The sequence below is a fragment of the Flavobacterium reichenbachii genome, from assembly GCF_002217435.1.
GTDB lineage: Bacteria > Bacteroidota > Bacteroidia > Flavobacteriales > Flavobacteriaceae > Flavobacterium > Flavobacterium reichenbachii.
Genome location: NZ_MUHF01000009.1, coordinates 163,371 through 183,579, shown reverse-complemented (window position 1 = coordinate 183,579; position 20,209 = coordinate 163,371). Strand labels below are relative to the sequence as shown.

Genomic DNA, 20,209 nt, shown 5'->3' with positions numbered 1-20,209 from the left:
ATAAAAATATAAAGTTCGCAAAGCTATATAGATGAAGCTTTGCGAATTTTGTGTTTATGCAAATAAAGCTGAAATAAAAATTTTAGCGTGCCTTGCGGTTAAATTTCAATATTAAACCTGAAACCTGAAACTTAAAACTTGAAACAAAAAAAACTTATTTCCCTCCAGTTACTGGATTAGGTCTTACATAAGTATTATCATCAAATTTAATCTGATAAGGCGAATTAAAAATAGTGCTCGGCAGGTAATAATCTGTCGTAATAATTTGTGCACCAGATTTTTTTGCAGCTTCAAAATGCGAATAATCATTGGCGCGTGCTTCTTTGGTATCAGAATCGGCTCTCGTTCTTATGATGTATCCTTTTTGTACTAAAGCTGCAATTTCAGGATCTTCAGAATTATTTCTAAACAGTGCTGCGGCTTCTGGTTTTCCGGGTTCGGCATTGATAAAAACGGCACGGCCTTTTAGAGAAGGATGGTTCAGGGCATACAAATCTCTTTTGGCACCATTATTATCTAATAGAAAAAAGAATCTTCCTTTTGCTTTTTTCATTGTCGGCCAATTGTTGTTTAGTACAGCTTCTTCCAGTGTTTTATATTTTCCTCTCACCATATCCGGCGTGATTAATTTACTGTTTCCTAATTCTTTAAAAATAACTTTATCTAAAGCATCAAAAACTTCGGGTGTAAAATCTTCCGGTTTGGTTCCGAAGAAATTAGCATCCCCGTCTTTTGGTTCGAGTGTAATAAAAACCGGAACGTGGCCGGGATTGGCATCAGACCACTTTTTAAGTTCCTGTAGACAGATTTCAAAAGTATAGCAAGACGTTCTAAAATCGATATCCGGCATATGAAAAACCTTAAAACCAGATTTTTTCATTAAACCATCTGGATCATATGCCTGTTGCGATTTTGCAATATCTAAGCCTTTTGGATGTGCATATTTACCGCCTTTTGAATCGGCAAAAACATCAATTTCTAAGTTTCGCAATCCTTTGTTTAATTGCTCTGTAATCCCAATGTGCGTGTATTGCAAACCTTTTAGAGAACGCGAAGTATCTTTTGCCTGAATCATATTATACAAATCGGTTTCTATCGCCTGTCTGTAACTATTGTGCGAACCAATTACTTGTATCTGATTGATTTTTATATTGTCGTTTTGTACCTGAGCACTGCAGTGTATAGTGCCGGCAAGAAATAATGTAAACAGAATTTGTTTCATAATTTGAGTTTGAAAAATGGTGTAAATAAATGGGGGATGGGAGAGCTGAGAATTCTGCCTTTTATGTGAATACTAATTTAGATTCAGTTTTTGATTTCTATGTTACTAAAATAAAAACAAAACGGAATGCAATTGTCATTTTTGCTGTAAAATAATAGTATTATTAAAACAAATGAATTCTTTATTTAATTAAAAGTTAACCTTGAGGAAAAAAATAATAGTATTTCGTTTTATTAATTTACATCTAATAATACGAGTCTATTTACTTATGATGAATCCTGAAATTTTTAATCAAACGTATACTAATTACTGGAAAAAGCTAAATGCATTTTCGTATACGATGACTCAGGATAAAGACTTGGCACAGAATATTGTTCAGGATGTTTTTGTCGATTTATGGGAACGCAAAGAAGAACTGAATATAAATGCAATTGAGCCGTATTTGTTTCGTGCGGTAAAAAATCAGGTTTTTAAGCATTACCAGAATAATCGGTTTGACAAGACGATTTTAGAAGATAAATTTGAAGATTATATTATAGATCACTTTTCGTCTATTGATCCCGAATTAATGGATATATTATATACTTTATTAGATAAGCTTCCGGAGAAACGAAAAGAAGTTTTATTAATGTATAAATTTCAGGATATGTCTATTGATCAAATTGCAGAGGAACTGGGAATTTCTAAACAAACCGTAAAAAATCAAATTTCTGCAGCATTAAAACAACTTCGTGAAGGCTTAAAAGACCTGACCTGGCTGCTTCCGTACGTGATTTTTTACCATAATTTTTAAGATAACTTTCTGTTAATGGTTTCATAATATTTCTGGATAGTACGATTTTACTTTTCTGGTACTTATAGGTAACAATAAGTATTATGGTAAAAAGAATTAAGCATAGTTTAGAATATCTGATCGATAAAAGTTCACAGAAAAAAACTTCAGAAGCAGAAGAAAATCTATTAAATGATTTTGCATCAAATGAATATCAAAACTCAAATTGGGATGATGATTCTATGGGCAGTTCTTTTGAAGCTTCAAAAAATATATATGAAAATATTCAGCTTCGAATTGAGAAGAAGAAAACTTTCAATCCGTTTATAAAATATATGGCAGCTGCCAGTATTCTTTTTCTTGTTGGTTTAGGGTTTTTCTACAAAACAGGTGTTTCAGCAGAAAAACAATTAACATTTAAGACGTCATCGATTCCCAAATCTATCCAATTAAGCGACGGCTCGAAAATTTATCTGGCAGCAAACTCATTATTTCAGTATCCTGAAAAATTTGGCGGCGAGCATAGAAATGTTTCTCTCTTAAAGGGGAATGCTTTTTTTGAAGTAGCCAAAGACAAAAAACACCCTTTTATCATTCAGTCCGGCGCGATTAAAACCAGAGTGGTAGGAACTTCATTTCACATTCAGTTATCAAAATCAAAATGTGAAGTGATAGTCGTAACAGGAAAGGTAAATGTTTCTTCAAAAGGGCAGAGTGTAGATCTGGTTCCTACAGAAGGAGCTTTGTTTGAAGGAAATAAACTAACCAAACAATTGGCCGAAAAATCGCATTTGGTGAATTGGTATACTACCGATATAACGCTGAATGAAACGACGCTAAAACAGGTTATCACTATTTTACAATATAAATATGGAGTTGAATTTCAATATACTGACGAAAAAGTATTAGCAGCACCATTGACCGTATTTATAAAGAAAGACGCATCACTAGAGAGTATTTTAGACCAAATAAATTATATCACAAACCTAAAATTTAAAATTTATGGCGAAATAGTAAAAGTCAATTAAAAAAAAAAGCAGCTGCTGAGAACAACTGCCATTAATAATTAAGTATCGTAAAAAAACCAATAACTTAAATCATGTATTTTAAACTTTCTTATTTAAATCTAAAGAGAATTGTCTTTTTAGTACTGGCATTACTGTCATTTTATAATGGACACAGTAATACTAACGCCCTGGAAAAATCAAATTTAAAAAATAAAGTAGAAAAAGCTACACTTGTTTCTATTTTTTCAAAACTAAGCCAGCAGACCGATTATAAATTTAGCTACGGTCAGGCTGTAATTGCCGATAACAATTCATACACAGTAAATTATACTAATGAATCTGTAGCCGCAATTTTGAGTGACCTTTCTAAAAAAGCCGCTTTTAATTACAGCATAAACGGTAAATTGGTTTTGATTCAAAAAGCGGCCGTTAAGGAAACTGCAAAAATTGAAAAAGCGGATAAAATAAAAGTAAAAGGAAAAATCGTTGACGAAAACAATGTGCCAATTCCTGGTGTAACTATTTTAGAAGCCACAACCAAAAATTCTTCTGTAACTAACTTTGATGGAGAATTTGAAATTACGGTTGAAGAAGGAAGATCTTTGGAGATTTCGTATTTAGGATATAAAACTAAAACAGTAATCGGTCAAAAGAGTTTCATGACGATACAATTGGAGCCAAATACATCTGAATTGAGCGAAGTTTTGGTTGTAGGTTATGGAAAGCAGTCCAAGAAAGATGTTACAGGTGCAGTAACACAGCTTGATGCTTCAAAATTTAAACAAGGAGTAAGCATTTCTCCAGATAATTTGATTCAGGGAAAAGTAGCCGGAGTTCGTGTAGTAAGCACAAGCGGTGAACCGGGAGCTGGAGTAAATGTAACCATTAGAGGAGTTGGTTCTATCAGAAGCGGAAGTACGCCTTTGTTTGTGGTAGACGGAATACCGTTGTCTAATGATGATGTGAGTCCTTCTGGATCTAATGTTGGTTTTGGAAGTTCTGCTGCCAAAAATCCGTTGAACTTTTTGAACAATAGTGATATCGAATCTATTACAGTTCTAAAAGATGCATCTGCCGCAGCAATCTACGGAGCAAGAGGATCTAACGGTGTTGTTATGGTAACGACTAAAAAAGGTGCAAAAGGAGACGGAACTTTGACTTACGATACGTCTTTAGGAATTGCAACTGTTGCAAACAAATTGGATGTTTTAAGTGCTGACGAATACAGAAAAGCGATAAAAGATCCTGCTTTTGATCACGGCGGTAATACAGATTGGCAGGATGTAATTTTTAGACAAGCTATTACAAAAAGCAATGCTTTGGCTTTTTCTAAACAAACAGAATCAGGAAACTATTATGCGTCTGTGTCTCAGCTGGATCAGGAAGGTATTATTAGAAACAGCAACTTTAAACGTATGACGGGAAGAATCAACGCTGCCGAATCTTTTCTGGATAATAAACGTTTGAAATTAAAATTCAATCTTACTGCCAGTGAAACCAAAGATGATGGCGTTCCTACAAGTGACGACGGAGGTTCTAACGGACAATTGCTGGTACATACTTTAATGGCAAACCCAACAAGATCTGTATTTGCTCCAGACGGAAAATACACTAATTTTAATATGAATGCGCACTACAATCCAGCGTATTTATTGAGTATCTACGAAGATCAAACCCGTACGCTAAGAGTTTTAGGAAATTTTGAAGCTTCTTTGAGAATTTTTGAAGGTTTAGAATACAAATTAAATCTTGGTATCGACCGTTCTATCGCAGAAAGAAATACAACTATTTTTCCTAACCTTACCGATTTAAATCCAAAAGGGAGATACGTACAAAACAATCTTGATTCTAAAAATGCTTTGGTTGAACATTACCTGACGTATAATGTTTTATTAGGCAAACATAAAATTGAAGCTTTGGGCGGATTTTCATACCAAAAGTTTGAAAGATCTGGAACTAGTTTTAATATCGACGGAATTGCAAATCAGGGAGTGGGTATAAAACCGTCTATCAATCCTGGTTTTGCAGGAATACAATCCGGAACAACAGGTTACGCTCAGGAAAACGAACTGCAGTCTTACTTTGGAAGATTAAATTATACTTTTAATGATAAATACCTTTTAACAGCTTCTATGAGAGCTGATGGTTCTACTCGTTTTGGTGATAATAACAAATACGGATATTTTCCTTCTTTTGCTTTAGGATGGAATATTGCTAAAGAAAGTTTCTTAGAAAATGTTGAAGCTTTTAACAGTTTAAAACTAAGAGCGAGCTGGGGACAAACAGGAAACCAGGAAGTTGAAAATAAAATTACAAAAGCCAGCTATTCTTTGTCTGGTCCAGACGGATATTATTTATATGATGATTTGAATTTGGTAAACGGTGTGAGTGTAACGAGAACTCCAAATCCTGATTTAAAGTGGGAAGTAGTAACACAATACAATTTAGGTCTTGATTTTAGTTTATGGAATGACAAATTCTACGGAACTTTTGATTATTTCAACAAAACAACTACAGGCGCGATCTTAAAAATTACATCTCCGCCTTTGAGCCCGACAGACAAAATCTGGACTAATATTAATAGAGGTAAAATTGTAAACAAAGGTTTTGAGTTTATGATTGGTTCAAAATTAGTGGATTCTAAAGATTTTAAATGGAATGTTGATGTAAACGGAGCTACTTTAAACAATAAAATTAAAGATTTACCGGTTTCAGAAATCCTTACAGGAACAATTTCAGGACCTGGACAATCGGGTGTTAATGCAAATATTTACAAAAGCGGTTACGCAGCAGGTTCTTTCTATTTATTGGAGCATACTGGTTTTGATGCAAATGGAGCAAATGTTTTTAAAGATCAAAACGGAGACGGTAAAATTGATAACAGCGACAGAATTATTATAGAAGGTGCTTTACCAACTTTCTATTACGGATTAAACAGTGATATGACATACAAAAACTTCAGTTTTTCTTTCTCTATCATTGGGCAGACGGGAGGATATTTGCTGAATAATACTGGATTAAATGCATTAAACATAAACAACTTAGCATCAGACAGAAACGTTGCTACAGGATATTATGAGTCTGGTGCAAATGCGACAAATGCTCCAATTTTATCTACATTATTCTTAGAAAAATCTGATTTCATTAGATTGAATACCGCTCGTATCGGATATAATTTTGATCTAAAAGGATTAAACTGGATCAACGGATTGACTCTTTTTATTACAGGTCAGAACTTAATTACCATTACAAATTATTCAGGATACGATCCTTTAATCAACAGTCCGAAATCAAGCGAAGGAAACCAATCTATAGGTATTGACTATGCCAGTTACCCAACTTCTAGAACTTTTAGTTTTGGAGCAACTTTAAAATTATAATTTATCATGAAGACAAACACTTTTTTTAATATAAAAATTGCAGCTGTAATCTCTTTAATCGGATTATTTGCCAGCTGTACAAATCTGGACGAAATAGTTCTGGATGAGGTTTTAGGCGACGATGCCTCTAATCCTGCAGGTGCACTTGCAGCAGCGTATGACAGATTAGGAGACAGAACTTTTGTAGATCATTCGGGAGTTTTTTCTATGCAGGAATACAGCACAGACGAAGCGATTCTGCCAACAAGAGGAAGTGACTGGGGAGACGGAGGAAAATGGAGAGCAATGCACGAGTTTACATGGGCTCCTGATAATGCCATTATTGTAGACAACTGGAATTTATTGACAAACGGAATCACGCGTTCGCTAACGGCAATTCAGTCTGTAGAAGAAAGTTCAATTCCGGAAAAGAAATTATTTTTGGCCGAAGCCAAAGCTCTTCTGGCTTACTATATGTACACAACATTAGACTTGTACGGACAAGCGCCATACAGAGATCCAATGAATCCAAAAGCACCTTTGCAAGTTTTAAAAGCAGATACTCAAATCGATAAATTGATTACAGATGTTGAAGCTTTGATTCCGGATTTGGCCGATATCGGATCGCAGCAAACGCACCACGGAAGATTTACAAAACAAGCAGCTTATGCTTTTTTGAGTACAATGTATCTAAATCGTGCGGCATTAAAAGACCGTTACAATGCAACTTCAAAGTTTAATTTTACTGAAACAGCAGTAAGCGGTACAGGAACAGATATGGATCGTGTTATTTATTACACCTCTTTATTGATTGATTCTGGAAAATTTAGTTTAGAAAGTGATTATTTCAAAAACTTCGCAAGAGATAATGAGAATGGAAAGGAGCTTATTTTTGCAATTTCTCAAAAGATAGATTACATCAGAAATGGTTCTAACAGCTTTGCATACGTATGTATGGAGCGTAACCAAAGAACTTCTGCTGCAAATAGAGGAACAAATGCTTCTTGTACAACACCAGAATTTTATGCTACATGGGATAATAATCATGATGATCCAAGATTTAATCAGGCGTATAAATATTCAGACGGTACTTGGTTTACAAACGACGGTACAACTCCAAGTGTTCCTGCAACAGATATCGTGCCTAAGAGCGCCAATTTACCATGGTTTCACTTTACAAGAGGAATCGTAGCCGGACCTCAATACGGACCAATTTTATTAGCTTCGGGATCGTTAGAAATGGTTAACGGACGTATTAAAGTTTCTCCATTATACATGGAAAAAAGTACTACTACAAGAATGGATTTTACGCCATCATTAACCTTCAAAGATCCTTCTCAGGCGGTTTTTGCTCAAAATGAAATCAATCAGGGTGCTCGTATTTTTAAATATGAATTTGATCCTGAAGGAGGAAACGGAAACAGTAATGTCGATATTCCATTATTCCGTTTGGGTGGAATTTATACTATGAGAGCAGAAGCTTATTTTAGAAGCGGAAGTACAGGATTGGCATTATTAGATCTTAATAAATTGCGTACCAGCAGAAACAGAGAATCATTATACGGAAATGCTCCTGGAAAATCCCTTACTGCTATAGATGAAACCATATTGTATAATGAAATAGGTTTTGAATTGTATTGGGAACTTTACAGAAGACCGCAAATGATTCGTTTCGGAAAATTTGATTTGCCAGGAACCGCTAAGCCAGCTTCTCAGCCTTTCAGAAGAATATTTCCAATTCCGCAGTCCACACTTGATGTGAGTAAGGAATTCAAACAAAATCAAGGATATAATTAAAAAGTTTGTGTTAGTTTATTTTTTTACAAAGGCCTGTTTCGAAAGAGACAGGCTTTTGTTATTTATTGTTTTACAGTAGTTTAGTTGTTATTTGAGATAGTTATTCTGTAAGAATCCGATCATAAAATATAATAGAAAATGTGTTATTGTAATTATTTTTGAATAGGATTTAAGAACCGCTTTCTTTTAATCGGTATATAACATTCAAAGCAAATAAATATTAATTCAAATACGAATATCATGATACATCAAATTGATACTACAGATAATATTGTCGCATTTAGAGCATTAGCAGAAGTTACAAAAGAAGACTTTTTAGCCGTAGTTGTTCCAGCAGTTGAACACTTAGTAAAACAAATCGATGAAATTAATTTTTTGTTGGTTTTAGACACTGATATTAAAAACTTTACAGCCGGTGCCTGGCTTCAGGATGCTTTACTTGGACTTAAGCATTTAGGAAAATGGAACAGAGCCGCTATAGTGACAGATTCAGACGAAATTATCTCTTTTACAAACGGTTTTAGTTATGTAGTTCCCGGAGAATTCAGAGGTTTTAAAAAGGAATTGTTTAATAAAGCACTAAATTGGGTAGAAGGAAATATTTCTTAAGAAGAAAAACAGGTATAATCAAATAAGCCTGATATAAAAAAGAGCACTTTTTATGTAAAAAGTGCTCTTTTTTTTGGAGATAAAATAAAATAATAATTTATTAATGATTGTATTCTATACCGCTGCTAATGTGGCTTTCGTCTTTTGGTCTGTCAGCAAATTTTTTGTACAATGCAGAAGCAAAAATTGGTAAAGCAAAAGAACCAACAAGTGCACCTGTTTTGCCATGTCCCGCTTTTTTTAGAACAGCTCCTGCAACTAGAGAACCAACTCCTGCCAAAACCATTTGTTTAACAGAAAGGTTTAAAGTCGATTTTTGTATTGTATCTGGTACGATTCCGTGTAATAGTGGGTCTATGAAATTTAAATTTTCCATGATAGTAATTTGTTTAGTTTAACGTATTGTATTTTATATAGATTGTTTTTCAACTTCAGTTTCAGTCTCAATTTTTACAATTTCTACCTTTTCTTTTTTAATAGCCTGTCGTAAGAGAGCAAAAAGACTCATATACAGGTTGGCTACAAAAACCAGTGCAAATCCGGCTATGATATAACCTCTAAAATCTTCTATCAGCAGCTTATAATCGCAGAGAACAAGAAAAGCAATTGTAATGTAATGGCTGAAACAATATTCGCAGGTAAAAAGATAAAAGAACTTTCGTGATAAAATGTATCGCCCGTTTTTTGAGCGTTCTACACACCATTCGTGCGGTTCTCTAAAAATTTCTTCATGCGTAACAGTCCAGCTTATACATGCAATCGGAATTGCTAAAACAAACAGCCAGATAATTTGAGTTACAATATCCATAAAACTGATGTTTTAGAAATTGAGTTAACGGTTAAACGGAAAAACGATTAGTTTATTATTCTCTGGGATGATTTTCAGGAAAATGTTCATCAGCTTCTTCTAAAGCATCATTATCATCAAGATCACCATCTTTTTCTAAATCATTTTCATAATCAAGTTCATCCGACTCATGATCTTCTTCAGAATCATTTTTTTCCTCATCGTTTGTAATCAAATCATCTTCATTGATGATTCTTTCTTCGTTCGGAATGTTTTCGTTTCTAAATGCACTCGTTTCGTATTTAGCATCTATAAAATCTTCCTGAAATTGATCGTAATCATAACCTTTAGTATAGATTTCCTCTATTTCTGTTAGGGTCATTGTGTCTTGATATTCGAAATTATAAGAGTTCTGATCGTAATTTTGATTATAGTTTTCCATAAAATATCTTTATTTAATTTAGCGTCTTTCACAAATTTACTCAGACAATAAGATTAAAGTTTTATAGAACTTTTGTTTGAATTTGTATAATTTTCAGTTGTGCAAAATATAAGTATAATCTTAAAATTACTCCGGGCGGGAGCGAAACTGCATCAAAACCAGTCGGAACAATATTTCTTCATATCATATTTCCAAACTAACAAACAGCAAAGCGTTATGAGTTTAAAGGGGACGCAGAAAAGATTATAATGCAGGCAATAGATTGTGCTGCGGCGTTAATTTTGGAACATATTTGACTAAACTAATATTTATTGAACAGCATTATATTTTCAGAATATCTTAAATAAAATGTTATCAAACTAGTAGCTCTTAATTGTAATCTTACAAGTATTTATGTATTTTCACGTTTGGTAAATATATAAGCCAAAGCTATGATTGAAATAAACAAAAAAGAAGATATACTGATTCCTTTTAGTAAAATTGGAGATTCGGACTGGACTGTTAATACCAAAAAAATCATCGAATCTATTGCCGATAATTACGGAGATGATTTGAAAAAAACAATTTCAAAAGAAGAAATTTTTAACCTTGAAAAAAAATTGGGAACCTCTTTACCAGAAAATCTAAAATTATTTTACGAGACATTCGGTATTGCAGATATTGGCGAACAGCTTCAGGATTTTGAGGAAGTAGATTGGATAAAAGGGATCTGGGCAGATGCACCGCAATATGGTCCTGATTTTACAGAAGAAGACAAGAAGCTTTTGCCGTATTTAATTTCTTTCAGCGATTATTTAGGAAACGGAAATATGTTTTGTTTTCATAGCGAGACAAAAGAAATTTACTACTACGATCATGATAGCAAACCTTATCTAACTAAAATTTTTGATACTGTTGACGATTACCTTAAAGGCTGTCTCATTTTTGCGCAAAATGATTTTTCTGAAAGCAGGGAAATTGACAAGTGGACAGAAGAAATTGTCTCCGATTTAGTGGGAGAAAAAATAGTTAGAAAATGGAGATATTAAACCTTCCAAAAAAAATCTTAATGAATTATATCCAAAAAATTAAACGCCTTTACGCACTTTCGGAAAAGGAAAACTACGGATTTTCTGAAGCTGAAATTCTTCAACTTGAAAAAAAATTGGCAACACTAATTCCAGCAAGACTTAAAGAATATTACTTGGAATTAGGCAGGGAAGAAAATCTTAATTATCACTATAACCGATTGATGAAACCTGAAGAAATTGAATTTTCAGAAGATAATTTTTTAGTTATTTATGAAGAGAATCAGAACGTTGCTATTTGGGGAATTAAAAAAGATGATTTAAAACTCGACAATCCACCAGTTTATGGAAATTACGGTACAATTGAAAAATCTGATTGGATTCTAGAAACTCAGACATTAGAAGACTTTTTTTTGTCAATGGCAATTTATAATGGAACTTTTGGAGGCTTAAAGTATAATGGAAATTATTTTGGAGAAATAATTTCGGAAATTTTAAAGGATTTTGAAACTAACTGGAATTTTATACCTGAGATTAGTTGGGAAAAACAAAAAAACTATACAAATGATTTTTATGACGTAATCAGTTTGTCATTTGATCAAAATCAAAATTGCGTCGCCGTTTTTATTGGAACAAGCGATCAAGAACGTTTTGATTATATTTTAGAACAAATAGATATTGATTGGTCTTATCTTTCATATGATGATGACGAAGAAGAAGATTAATTTTTTTGTAATATAAGAAGATTTCAAACTTTAAGAATTGTTATTACTTTGAAAAATATAGCTTTAAACGAAATAAAAGGTGATCTTTTATCAAGCAAAGTATCGGTTAGAAATTTTCCTAAATCGGTGTCCTTTCCATTTGATCCGTTCTATATTGAGATTGTGACTCACATTAAAACCATTGAGATTTCGTCTGAATGTATTTTGTTCGATAGTGTACGGTCTTTTAACGAAACTAAAGAATTTGCTTATGCGAATTATTGGTCAGAAAATGCAAAAGAAACAATTGAAAAATTCTGGTTTTTTGCCCAAAACGGACAAGGAGATTATTGGCTTTTTGATGATAAACATAAAGTTTATTTCTACGATCATAATCACGAAGAAGTGAGTATTCAAAACTTTATGTATTTAGGATTGAATTTTGAGAAATGGCTTCAGTTTGCTTATCTCAATAAGCAATTCGACCAATATTATGATGCTGAAGAGGAAATAAGTGAGGAGATTAAAACGGAATACAAAAACAAATTAAGAGAAATTAGTATATCATTATTGGATAATTATCCGTTTGAAATCTGATTGACTAAAGCAAAAAATATGTCAAACGCAGCAAACATAATAGAGGAGATATCAACTTTCTTAGATAAATTTTCTTTGAAGAAAAACACCCTGACGACAGAAGATCTCATCAATTTTATAGAAGAGAAGTGGGCAGAAGCCGATGATGAAAAATACAACATTTATCAGGCTTATATCATTGCAGGCAGAATGAGCAATGAATATATCTGGGCAAAAGATTTCCCAAATATGATGCGCTGGCTGGAAATCAATGATCGTCATTCGGCTTCAGATCGAAATCCCGATTACATTAAAAATTATTACAAAGGGCAATGCTGTCTAGAATGTGGAAATGAAGAAAAAGCATTGGAATATTTCTATTTATGCTATAACGAAAATCCCGATTATATTTTTACCAGAGCACCATTTTGCTATGAATTTTTCAATAAACATTTAGAAAATCCGCGTGAACTTACTAGACAGGAAGAAGAAGAATACGATGATTTTTTTGAATCTCCTGCATTAGAAGAATGGCAGTCTTTTTTTGATGAAGAAAAAGCTGTTCAATGTGAAATCTTATTTGATGATGAAGAGGAAGAAGAAATTAGCGAAGAACATGAAAACGGAATCGACTATCTGGAAAACAATCAAAAGGAAATACTCGAAAGTATTTTAACAGCATTGTTGAAAGTATATCCGGAATGGAAGAAAAGATATGACTACAGCGAAAAAGACAAACCTGATTTTATGCCTGACGTTACCGAAACAAAAGATTTCGCCAATCTGATATCGCCAACAACAGTTTATATTACATCTGTTTTTAAAGACGATCTGCCATACATAGGTTTTCTTTTCTCCTGCTCGTGGGATAGTGAACATGGTTTGGGAGTTATGACACATAAAGACAGAATTGTTGAAATAGGAGGTGCCGATACCGCATTCTTAACGTGGATTGCAGAGGAAGATATGAAGAAAAAGGAATAATAAATGCATCATAAAATTGAACCAGATGAAACAAGAAATTTTTGATATTATAGAATTACGCCCTGAAGCAAAACATTATTACGGAGACAGTTTAAAAATGCCTGATATTTTGTTAAAAGACGGCACGCTGGTAAAAGCCGGCACAATAGAAATTCCGTTAGGGCATTCCCGTTACGGCGGACCAATTGCAGATCTTCCAAAAGATTTTGAATATCCTAATGATTTACGTTTTGCCGGCCAGTTGGATTTAAAACAAATTGCACTGCACGACAAATCGGAACTTTTGCCTAAATCGGGACATTTATTTTTTTTTGCTGACATTATGGAAGATAAAGGTCTTGTCGTTTACGCAGATCTCGATAACAACGAATTGGTGAGAGTAGTAAAAGACCATGAAGATAATTTTTTTGAAGGAGTACTGATAAAAGAAGCAATTCCTTCAATAGAAAAACTTTCAGACCGTTACCGTGAACCGGAATATGAAGACGAAGAAGAATATACAAATGAAGACGGTTTGCTCTGGGACTACTTTGCAGGAAGCGAAACCTCCAAAATCTTCGGTATTTTTACACATTGCCAGTATCAGGAAAAGCAAATATTAGAAGTAGTCAATTCAGATAAAGTGGTGCTTTTGCAGATTGGAGAAAACGGATTTAACGATGAAGGTGTGTTTAGTGTCTTAATTGATAAAAACGATCTTAAAGCTTTAAATTTTGATAATTGCATCTTTCACTGGGGACAATCGTAAAAAAACATTCCTATGATCAAGGATTTAGGCCACGGCTACAAAATCATCGATAATAAATTTATCCTTTGCTATGACAGCGAAGTGTTTAAAAAGTTCTATAAAACAATTGACTTTGAATCGTTTAGTATTATAGCTTCCAATGCAGCACAAAATACTGATGGATTTGCTTCGACGATTTATTTTGCAGACAAAAAGCATATTTATATACAAAGCGCCTTTAGCAGTTTTACTATTGTTGAAGATGCAAAACCGAATGATTTTAATGTAGTAGATATTAAAAAAGGATATACTTTTTCTAATGGAACTTATTACCGTCACAACGAGAAAATGCCTTTTGATTTGAGTAAAGCAAAACATCTCAATGGGTATTACATTCAGGTTGAGAATCAGTTGTACTTTGGAGATGTAAAGCGGGTTGAAAATGTGGATTTGAAATCTTTTAAAATCCCATACCCGGAATTAATTGGAAATCTGGCTTTGGATAAAGAGCATGTTTTCTTTAAAGGAAATATAATTTCAGAAGCCGATCCCCAGACTTTTGAGGTTCTGGAGGCTTGTTTAGACGGCACTTATTATTTGGAATGCGATAATACCTTTTATGCTAAAGATAAAAAATATGCCTATTTTATCAGAACGATAAGTGATGAGGTTAAAGTGATTAAAACCAAAAGTATACATGATTTTTATTTTAAAGTTATAGAGGAAAGAGGATACGCATTCGATCAGGAATACCGTTATTATATGGGAAAACGAACCAAACTCTAATTAAAATTAAATCGCATGAAATACAAATTCGACGAAGTACTAAACGATTTAATGGATTATTTCATTTTAGGAGATCCAGATTATCTGCTGCAGTATAAAATAGAAAATAATTTACCAGATGATCTGTTAACCGAATTCACTACTGAGGAAACAGGAGATCAGGTTGTAGAACAAGGTATAATGGTGCCAATGATAGGCGTTGAAAATTATCCTTATACAGTTTATTTCAATTTGTCTGACGAAATGCCTGAATTATTAAAACCTGAAAATGAAGTGCAGCATCAGCGTGACGGATATTGTCTAGAGGTCGTAAATAATAGAATTTATCTGTATACGATTCCGTATTTAAGAGATTTTACAGCAGCTAAAGTCGAAGCCTTAAAACAGTTTAAACATGCCACAATTGAATTGCCAAACGGCTGGTATTCAGTTTCAATTTTAGCAGGATTAACTCAGCAGAAGATAGAAATAGAAACAGTTTCAGGCGAAATAAAAGAATTTGAAAGTATGGAACCTACTTTTGAGTTTGTGTTAAAACCTTCTGGAGAAAAACCAGCCTATACAGCCGATTTTAATTATCCGTTTAAAGTTGAAGAACATGAATAAACAGATACAAATTGAAGAGCTGCATAATAATACCTTTTTCTGGAAGTTTTATTTCTGCTGGTCAAGAGGATACGATGAAAAAGAGGAATTAAATATTGATGAGGTTTTGGAAGTTGTACAAACTGATGAAACTAAAGCTTACGAATGGGAAAGATTGTTTCTCAATGAAGAAGATATAGAAGAAAACCCAAGATACATTTCGGAAAAGCTTACGGATAATTTTAATTATGCTATTGAATTTCAGGAATATGAAATCAATTTTTTCCTGAATGATATTTACATCGGAAATTTGGGAGGACATTTTGAAGCTTGGTTTTTTACCTTAGATGAATTATTAGCTTTTGAAAAATATCCAAATGTGTTTCTTCTATTCTTGCCAATGACCGGAATACAAGAAAGTGAGAGACTTGTTTTAAAGCCAATTATTATAAAGCATTTAAACACGATTCCGCATTTTGAAACACATTCAGAGTATATTGCAACTTGTATTTTAAATGGTTTAATAATGGAATCTTCATTTAATGAAACACCAGAAACAGGTCTTACAAATATTCAAAACCACAGTTTGAGAAACGTAACAACATATCCGCGCTATCAGGAAGATGTTATAGAATTAAACAAAATTATGTCTTCTTTTATGAAGCAGCGTTTTTAAATGCAGCAGAAATATTATTGCTAATCTGTTGGGTTTATAGAAAAAACTTTAACACATAGAAATAGGTTTTTATGTAGAAAAAGAGATTAAAAGAAACAAGTTGCCACACATAGTTAACTATATGCATTTAGATTAGTGAAACACCTTTTTTAAATCTTCAAAAAACTATCCCGTCCCGAAGTTTCGGGATCGGGACTATGTGTTGAAAATAATTGCACACAACGTGTTTACAGCTATTAAATTTTCATTAACATAAACTAAAAATGTATTGGTTTATATTTGTAAGGCACAAATTAATCCTAAAGAATTCTACCCATGAAAATCAAGTCTTTTTTCTATATGTTTCTATTTGGTGTTTTTTCAGTTTCGGCTTACAGTCAGAAAGTGAAACTTATAAAAATCGATCAGCTTCAGGAAAGGATCAAAAAGGGAAAAGACAGTACTTATGTGGTCAGTTTTTGGGCAACCTGGTGCGCGCCCTGCATCAAAGAATTACCGCATTTTGAAAAACTGCAGAGCGAATATAAATCAGAAAAACTAGCCGTTCTTTTGGTAAGTGTCGATTTTAAATCGAAATTTAATACCGCTGTGATTCCGTTTGTGAAGAGAAAAAACCTCAAAAACGAAGTCTTTCTTTTAGACGAAAGTGATCCGCAAAAATATATTGACAGAATTGATCCTTCCTGGTCTGGAAGTATTCCGGCCACGCTTTTTATAAAAGGAGGACAGCGAAAATTTGTAGAAACCGAATTGACATACGAACAATTATTAACTGAATATAAAAAACTGTAAACTATGAAAAAAATAATTTTATTATTGGTATTAGCGCTTTCTGCCTTTATTGCTCAGGCACAAAGTGTCACTTTAAAAGCAGGCGATAAGGCTCCGGATTTTAAACTGAAAAATGTAGACAACAAAGAAATTTCTTTTGCAAGTTTTCCAAAAGCAAAAGGCTTTATTGTGGTTTTTACCTGCAATACATGTCCGTACGCAGTAGCATATGAGCAGCGAATTTTAGAATTGGATAAGAAATTCAAATCTCAGGGTTATCCCGTAATTGCAATTAATCCAAATGATCCAGAAGCCTCAAAAGCAGATAGTTTTGATAAAATGCAGGCTTTGGCAAAAGAGAAAAAATATTCTTTTCCGTATTTATTTGATCAGGGACAGTTGATTACCGATCAATACGGGGCAAAACATACACCTCATCTTTTTATTGTTTCTAAAACGGCAAACGGAAATATTATAGAATATGTAGGCGCTATCGACAATGATCCGGAAGGAACTAAAACAGAAAAAACTAAATACGCAGAAGATGCAATTGCAGCACTTAAAAGTGATAAAAAACCAGCGGTTACTGCAACTAAAGAAATTGGTTGTACTGTAAAAAGAAAAGCAAAAGCATAATTTAAAAATAGTGTTCAAAAAAAGAATCCGCCTCAGTAATGAGACGGATTTTTTTTTTTTGTTATTATCTAATTATTTTTAGATAGGCGCTGTAAGGATCGTCCTTAATAGAAGTTCGCAGATAAATGTCGTTTTCGTCTTTGGTTGCAAATTCAAATTGAATTAAAGCAGCATCAGAATAGTAAAACAACGAATCATCATTCGGAAATTCAAGATTAGAAATCGGCTTAGTTGTTAATTTTGTTTCAAATGCAATTTCACCATTCGTAATGTCTAATTGAAACAATTTCTTTTTGCGGGTATAGCCCCAAATATTATCACTTTCTTCAATAATATAATCGATATTGTCCTCTTTAAAATCTCTTTTCCATATCTGAGTTCCTGTTTTAGAATCAACAGCGTATATAGAAGAAGCTGATTCGCCCTGCGCAGCAAAATAAACCTTTTTGTCTTTGCAGAATATACGTTCCTTAATGTTGTGCTGATTTTCTTCTAGTTTAAATTGCCATAAAATATCTAATGTGCCAGAGTTTAAAGCAAAAACTACATCTTTATCATTTGCTATAAATACATTTTCACCATCTGTTACAGGTTTACCAGACATCACTTCATCAAACGCTTTTTGGTAAAGAAGTTTTCCTGTATTGGCATCAAAACTATAGAAATTGGATGCACTTTGGGTAAAAATTTTGTTGTCAAAAAAGAGAACCGGATTATCATTATTTGAAGATTCCAGCTTATAATTCCATATTAAACTGCCGTCTTTGATATCAAGGGCATAAAGGTTATTATTCGGGTTTTGAGTAGTGATAAACAATTTTCCATCATTGATAACCGGAATTTGATTTTTTAGAATAATTTGATCGGTAATATTCCCCAGCCTTGATTTCCAAAAAACGGCACCCGTTTTATTATCAATTGCAAAAATCTCACCGTTGATAAAAGGAATATATATAACTCCATCTTGCAGCGTTACCTGATTGGCACACATTTCAGTATTAGAATCTGTTGCTTTTACTGTCCAGTTAAATTGTTCGGAGTCTAAATTGAAGGACATAAGAGAGCCGTCGTAGTCATAAATTAAGACAGAATTTGCCTCTAACGGAACTTTTTTAAGCGTATTAATGACTTTATTAGTCACCACATCATTAGCCGTTAAAACTTTATTATTAGAATAATTATTTTTGCCAGACTTTGACGATGCCGATGTCTGCCCAAATATATTTATAATCGTAAATACAAATAAAAGCGTTATTAGTTTTTTTCTCATCTTTAAAATTTTGATTTGATAATTGAATTTCTTTTTTAGTAAAAGTGAAAAAATGAATAATATTAGTTAATGTATTGAAATTCAGTATTTTAAATTAAAAAATAAACTAATATACAGGTCAAATATAGTGAAAAATTATTATAGCGTTTTAGAAGTAATAAGTTCGAATATTTGAAACCTTCGTCTTATTGAACCTAGAGTAGAAAACAAAAAAACAGGCTGTTTCACAACTTGCGAAACAGCCTGTTTTTTTAGGTGCAGAAATGATTATTTTTTATCAATTCTATAAAGTCTTCCCTGATCTGTTACAGCATAAAGTGCTTCATCTTTACCTTGAGTAACATCTCTAAAACGTTGTCCTTCACTCGCCAGTAATCTTTCTTCGCCAATGACTTTATTGTCTTTAAAAACCAAGCGAACAATATGCGTAGCGCTTAATGAACCAATAAATAGATTATTCTGCCATTCAGGAACACGATTTCCTTTGTAGAATGTCATACCACTCGGAGAAACAACAGGATCCCAGTAATATACAGGCTGTTCCATGCCTTCTTTCTGTTGAATTCCATCTCCAATTTTTGGACCTGCATATTCAATTCCGTACGTAATAATCGGCCAGCCGTAATTTGCTCCGGCTTTAATACGGTTCAGTTCGTCACCGCCTCGAGGTCCGTGTTCGCTCTGCCATAATTCGCCTGTTGCCGGATGAATTGCCAATCCCTGCGGATTTCTGTGACCAATACTATAAAGTTCTGATAAAGCGCCAGTTTGAGAAAAAGTTGGGTTTCCAGATGCAGCTTGTCCATTCGTAGTAATTCTAATAATTTTACCTAAACTGCTCGTAACAGATTGTGCCAAAGGACGTGCATCAATTGATGAACGTTCTCCTGTACTTACAAAAAGATTTCCGGCAGCATCAAAAAGAATACGTCCGCCATAATGAAGCGTACTGCTGTGCGGTGTGTTTGATCTGTAAATTACTGTTGCGTTTTCTATTGCAGCTTCATTAGCCGCCAATTTACCTTTGGCTACAGCCGTAATATTACCGCCAGAAACAACTTCAGAAAATACCCAGTAAACCATACGATTTGTAGTAAAAGCAGGATCGATGCATAACCCTAATAATCCTCCCTGATCTGCCGCATTTACAGCTGGTAATCCCGTAATCGGATTTCCTACAACTCCTACTGTCGTAACAATACGAAGGGTTCCGGATTTTTGTGTTACAAGAAGTCTTCCGTCCGGAAGGCTGGTTAGTCCCCAAGGTGCACTAAGAGTACTCGTTAATACCTTTGCTTCATATTCTGTAGTAGTCTGAGTGCTGTTTGCACGTGTCTGTCCAGAAAAAGCAGGTTTATAAGTAGTGTTAGCAGGATTGGTTTCTACTGGAGGTCCTGTTGGAATTGTGATGTCGTTTGAGTCGTTATTAGAACAACTGGCTAAGGCAAGAACGCCCGAAAGAAGGATAATACTTTTTTTGATTATCATAATG

At 33.6% G+C, this 20,209-nt stretch carries 21 protein-coding genes; 15 read left to right on the top strand and 6 right to left on the bottom strand.

All coding sequences use genetic code 11. The annotated features are described in order from the left end of the window. Positions 1-154: 154 nt before the first annotated feature. A complete protein-coding gene (locus B0A68_RS10050) occupies positions 155-1,222 on the bottom strand; it encodes a phosphatidylinositol-specific phospholipase C1-like protein (RefSeq protein WP_035689121.1) in 1,068 nt (355 codons plus the stop codon). Between the two features lie 268 nt (positions 1,223-1,490). Here B0A68_RS10050 and B0A68_RS10045 point away from each other — a divergent pair, with 268 nt between their 5' ends. The 5 genes from B0A68_RS10045 (at position 1,491) to B0A68_RS10025 (ending at position 8,766) form a co-directional block, all read left to right on the top strand. After that, positions 1,491-2,015 carry an RNA polymerase sigma-70 factor gene (locus tag B0A68_RS10045; protein WP_035689123.1) on the top strand — a complete coding sequence of 175 codons (525 nt, stop codon included), beginning with the start codon at positions 1,491-1,493 and terminating at the stop codon, positions 2,013-2,015. A gap of 83 nt (positions 2,016-2,098) precedes the next feature. Then, entirely contained in the window at positions 2,099-3,022 is a 924-nt protein-coding gene (locus B0A68_RS10040) for a FecR family protein (RefSeq protein WP_035689126.1), read from the top strand. Between the two features lie 71 nt (positions 3,023-3,093). After that, the gene (locus B0A68_RS10035; RefSeq protein ID WP_035689129.1) at positions 3,094-6,381 is read left to right on the top strand and encodes a SusC/RagA family TonB-linked outer membrane protein; all 3,288 of its coding nucleotides are present in this window, start codon (positions 3,094-3,096) and stop codon (positions 6,379-6,381) included. 6 nt (positions 6,382-6,387) lie between these two features. Further along, positions 6,388-8,157: a RagB/SusD family nutrient uptake outer membrane protein gene (locus B0A68_RS10030; protein ID WP_035689132.1), complete on the top strand. Its 1,770-nt coding sequence runs from the start codon at positions 6,388-6,390 to the stop codon at positions 8,155-8,157. A gap of 240 nt (positions 8,158-8,397) precedes the next feature. Then, entirely contained in the window at positions 8,398-8,766 is a 369-nt protein-coding gene (locus B0A68_RS10025) for a SpoIIAA family protein (protein WP_035689135.1), read from the top strand. A gap of 100 nt (positions 8,767-8,866) precedes the next feature. On the opposite strand, the gene B0A68_RS10020 is transcribed toward B0A68_RS10025, so the two are convergent. The 3 genes from B0A68_RS10020 to B0A68_RS10010 are packed head-to-tail and all read right to left on the bottom strand — an operon-like array spanning position 8,867 to position 9,995. After that, on the bottom strand, positions 8,867-9,142 hold the full coding sequence (locus tag B0A68_RS10020) for a hypothetical protein (RefSeq protein ID WP_035689138.1): 276 nt from the start codon (positions 9,140-9,142) through the stop codon (positions 8,867-8,869). 33 nt (positions 9,143-9,175) lie between these two features. After that, positions 9,176-9,574 (bottom strand): hypothetical protein, encoded by a 399-nt coding sequence (locus tag B0A68_RS10015; protein WP_035689140.1) that lies wholly within the window; start codon positions 9,572-9,574, stop codon positions 9,176-9,178. 55 nt (positions 9,575-9,629) lie between these two features. Further along, the gene (locus B0A68_RS10010; protein ID WP_051892867.1) at positions 9,630-9,995 is read right to left on the bottom strand and encodes a hypothetical protein; all 366 of its coding nucleotides are present in this window, start codon (positions 9,993-9,995) and stop codon (positions 9,630-9,632) included. 431 nt (positions 9,996-10,426) lie between these two features. Here B0A68_RS10010 and B0A68_RS10005 point away from each other — a divergent pair, with 431 nt between their 5' ends. The 10 genes from B0A68_RS10005 (at position 10,427) to B0A68_RS09960 (ending at position 17,447) form a co-directional block, all read left to right on the top strand. Continuing rightward, positions 10,427-11,023 (top strand): SMI1/KNR4 family protein, encoded by a 597-nt coding sequence (locus B0A68_RS10005; RefSeq protein ID WP_035689141.1) that lies wholly within the window; start codon positions 10,427-10,429, stop codon positions 11,021-11,023. Between the two features lie 20 nt (positions 11,024-11,043). Continuing rightward, positions 11,044-11,727 carry a hypothetical protein gene (locus B0A68_RS10000; RefSeq protein WP_084679192.1) on the top strand — a complete coding sequence of 228 codons (684 nt, stop codon included), beginning with the start codon at positions 11,044-11,046 and terminating at the stop codon, positions 11,725-11,727. Positions 11,728-11,775: 48 nt separating this feature from the next. Continuing rightward, entirely contained in the window at positions 11,776-12,303 is a 528-nt protein-coding gene (locus B0A68_RS09995) for a hypothetical protein (protein WP_051892871.1), read from the top strand. An 18-nt stretch (positions 12,304-12,321) separates the two neighbouring features. Beyond that, on the top strand, positions 12,322-13,266 hold the full coding sequence (locus B0A68_RS09990; protein WP_084679177.1) for a DUF6985 domain-containing protein: 945 nt from the start codon (positions 12,322-12,324) through the stop codon (positions 13,264-13,266). Positions 13,267-13,291: 25 nt separating this feature from the next. Further along, the gene (locus B0A68_RS09985; protein WP_035689150.1) at positions 13,292-14,014 is read left to right on the top strand and encodes a DUF1963 domain-containing protein; all 723 of its coding nucleotides are present in this window, start codon (positions 13,292-13,294) and stop codon (positions 14,012-14,014) included. Positions 14,015-14,026: 12 nt separating this feature from the next. Next, positions 14,027-14,779, top strand: a complete 753-nt coding sequence (locus tag B0A68_RS09980; protein WP_035689152.1) for a DKNYY domain-containing protein — start codon at positions 14,027-14,029, stop codon at positions 14,777-14,779. 15 nt (positions 14,780-14,794) lie between these two features. Then, positions 14,795-15,385, top strand: coding sequence for a hypothetical protein (locus B0A68_RS09975; RefSeq protein ID WP_035689155.1), 591 nt, complete (start codon positions 14,795-14,797; stop codon positions 15,383-15,385). Then, positions 15,378-16,040, top strand: a complete 663-nt coding sequence (locus tag B0A68_RS09970) for an Imm19 family immunity protein (protein ID WP_035689158.1) — start codon at positions 15,378-15,380, stop codon at positions 16,038-16,040. Before B0A68_RS09975 ends, B0A68_RS09970 begins: the two co-directional genes overlap by 8 nt. 315 nt (positions 16,041-16,355) lie before the next feature. Further along, positions 16,356-16,832 carry a TlpA disulfide reductase family protein gene (locus B0A68_RS09965; RefSeq protein ID WP_035689162.1) on the top strand — a complete coding sequence of 159 codons (477 nt, stop codon included), beginning with the start codon at positions 16,356-16,358 and terminating at the stop codon, positions 16,830-16,832. Positions 16,833-16,835: 3 nt separating this feature from the next. Next, entirely contained in the window at positions 16,836-17,447 is a 612-nt protein-coding gene (locus B0A68_RS09960; protein ID WP_035689170.1) for a thioredoxin family protein, read from the top strand. Between the two features lie 64 nt (positions 17,448-17,511). Here the strand turns inward: B0A68_RS09960 and B0A68_RS09955 are convergent, their stop codons facing one another. Both B0A68_RS09955 and B0A68_RS09950 read right to left on the bottom strand, forming a co-directional pair. Further along, complete coding sequence (locus B0A68_RS09955; protein WP_035689173.1) at positions 17,512-18,717, bottom strand: outer membrane protein assembly factor BamB family protein; 1,206 nt, start codon at positions 18,715-18,717, stop codon at positions 17,512-17,514. Positions 18,718-18,984: 267 nt separating this feature from the next. Next, positions 18,985-20,205 carry a PQQ-dependent sugar dehydrogenase gene (locus tag B0A68_RS09950; RefSeq protein ID WP_035689175.1) on the bottom strand — a complete coding sequence of 407 codons (1,221 nt, stop codon included), beginning with the start codon at positions 20,203-20,205 and terminating at the stop codon, positions 18,985-18,987. Between the last annotated feature and the right edge of the window lie 4 nt (positions 20,206-20,209).

Excerpts from the sequence above, each read along its gene's own strand:
- B0A68_RS09960 (WP_035689170.1), top strand. The coding sequence starts at position 16,836 with ATGAAAAAAATAATTTTATTATTGGTATTAGCGCTTTCTGCCTTTATT.
- B0A68_RS09990 (WP_084679177.1), top strand. The coding sequence starts at position 12,322 with ATGTCAAACGCAGCAAACATAATAGAGGAGATATCAACTTTCTTAGAT.
- B0A68_RS09965 (WP_035689162.1), top strand. The coding sequence starts at position 16,356 with ATGAAAATCAAGTCTTTTTTCTATATGTTTCTATTTGGTGTTTTTTCA.
- B0A68_RS10030 (WP_035689132.1), top strand. The coding sequence starts at position 6,388 with ATGAAGACAAACACTTTTTTTAATATAAAAATTGCAGCTGTAATCTCT.
- B0A68_RS10015 (WP_035689140.1), bottom strand. The coding sequence starts at position 9,574 with ATGGATATTGTAACTCAAATTATCTGGCTGTTTGTTTTAGCAATTCCG.
- B0A68_RS10040 (WP_035689126.1), top strand. The coding sequence starts at position 2,099 with ATGGTAAAAAGAATTAAGCATAGTTTAGAATATCTGATCGATAAAAGT.
- B0A68_RS09985 (WP_035689150.1), top strand. The coding sequence starts at position 13,292 with ATGAAACAAGAAATTTTTGATATTATAGAATTACGCCCTGAAGCAAAA.
- B0A68_RS10005 (WP_035689141.1), top strand. The coding sequence starts at position 10,427 with ATGATTGAAATAAACAAAAAAGAAGATATACTGATTCCTTTTAGTAAA.
- B0A68_RS09980 (WP_035689152.1), top strand. The coding sequence starts at position 14,027 with ATGATCAAGGATTTAGGCCACGGCTACAAAATCATCGATAATAAATTT.
- B0A68_RS10050 (WP_035689121.1), bottom strand. The coding sequence starts at position 1,222 with ATGAAACAAATTCTGTTTACATTATTTCTTGCCGGCACTATACACTGC.
- B0A68_RS10000 (WP_084679192.1), top strand. The coding sequence starts at position 11,044 with ATGAATTATATCCAAAAAATTAAACGCCTTTACGCACTTTCGGAAAAG.
- B0A68_RS09950 (WP_035689175.1), bottom strand. The coding sequence starts at position 20,205 with ATGATAATCAAAAAAAGTATTATCCTTCTTTCGGGCGTTCTTGCCTTA.
- B0A68_RS09970 (WP_035689158.1), top strand. The coding sequence starts at position 15,378 with ATGAATAAACAGATACAAATTGAAGAGCTGCATAATAATACCTTTTTC.
- B0A68_RS10010 (WP_051892867.1), bottom strand. The coding sequence starts at position 9,995 with ATGGAAAACTATAATCAAAATTACGATCAGAACTCTTATAATTTCGAA.
- B0A68_RS10035 (WP_035689129.1), top strand. The coding sequence starts at position 3,094 with ATGTATTTTAAACTTTCTTATTTAAATCTAAAGAGAATTGTCTTTTTA.
- B0A68_RS10045 (WP_035689123.1), top strand. The coding sequence starts at position 1,491 with ATGATGAATCCTGAAATTTTTAATCAAACGTATACTAATTACTGGAAA.
- B0A68_RS10025 (WP_035689135.1), top strand. The coding sequence starts at position 8,398 with ATGATACATCAAATTGATACTACAGATAATATTGTCGCATTTAGAGCA.
- B0A68_RS10020 (WP_035689138.1), bottom strand. The coding sequence starts at position 9,142 with ATGGAAAATTTAAATTTCATAGACCCACTATTACACGGAATCGTACCA.
- B0A68_RS09975 (WP_035689155.1), top strand. The coding sequence starts at position 14,795 with ATGAAATACAAATTCGACGAAGTACTAAACGATTTAATGGATTATTTC.
- B0A68_RS09955 (WP_035689173.1), bottom strand. The coding sequence starts at position 18,717 with ATGAGAAAAAAACTAATAACGCTTTTATTTGTATTTACGATTATAAAT.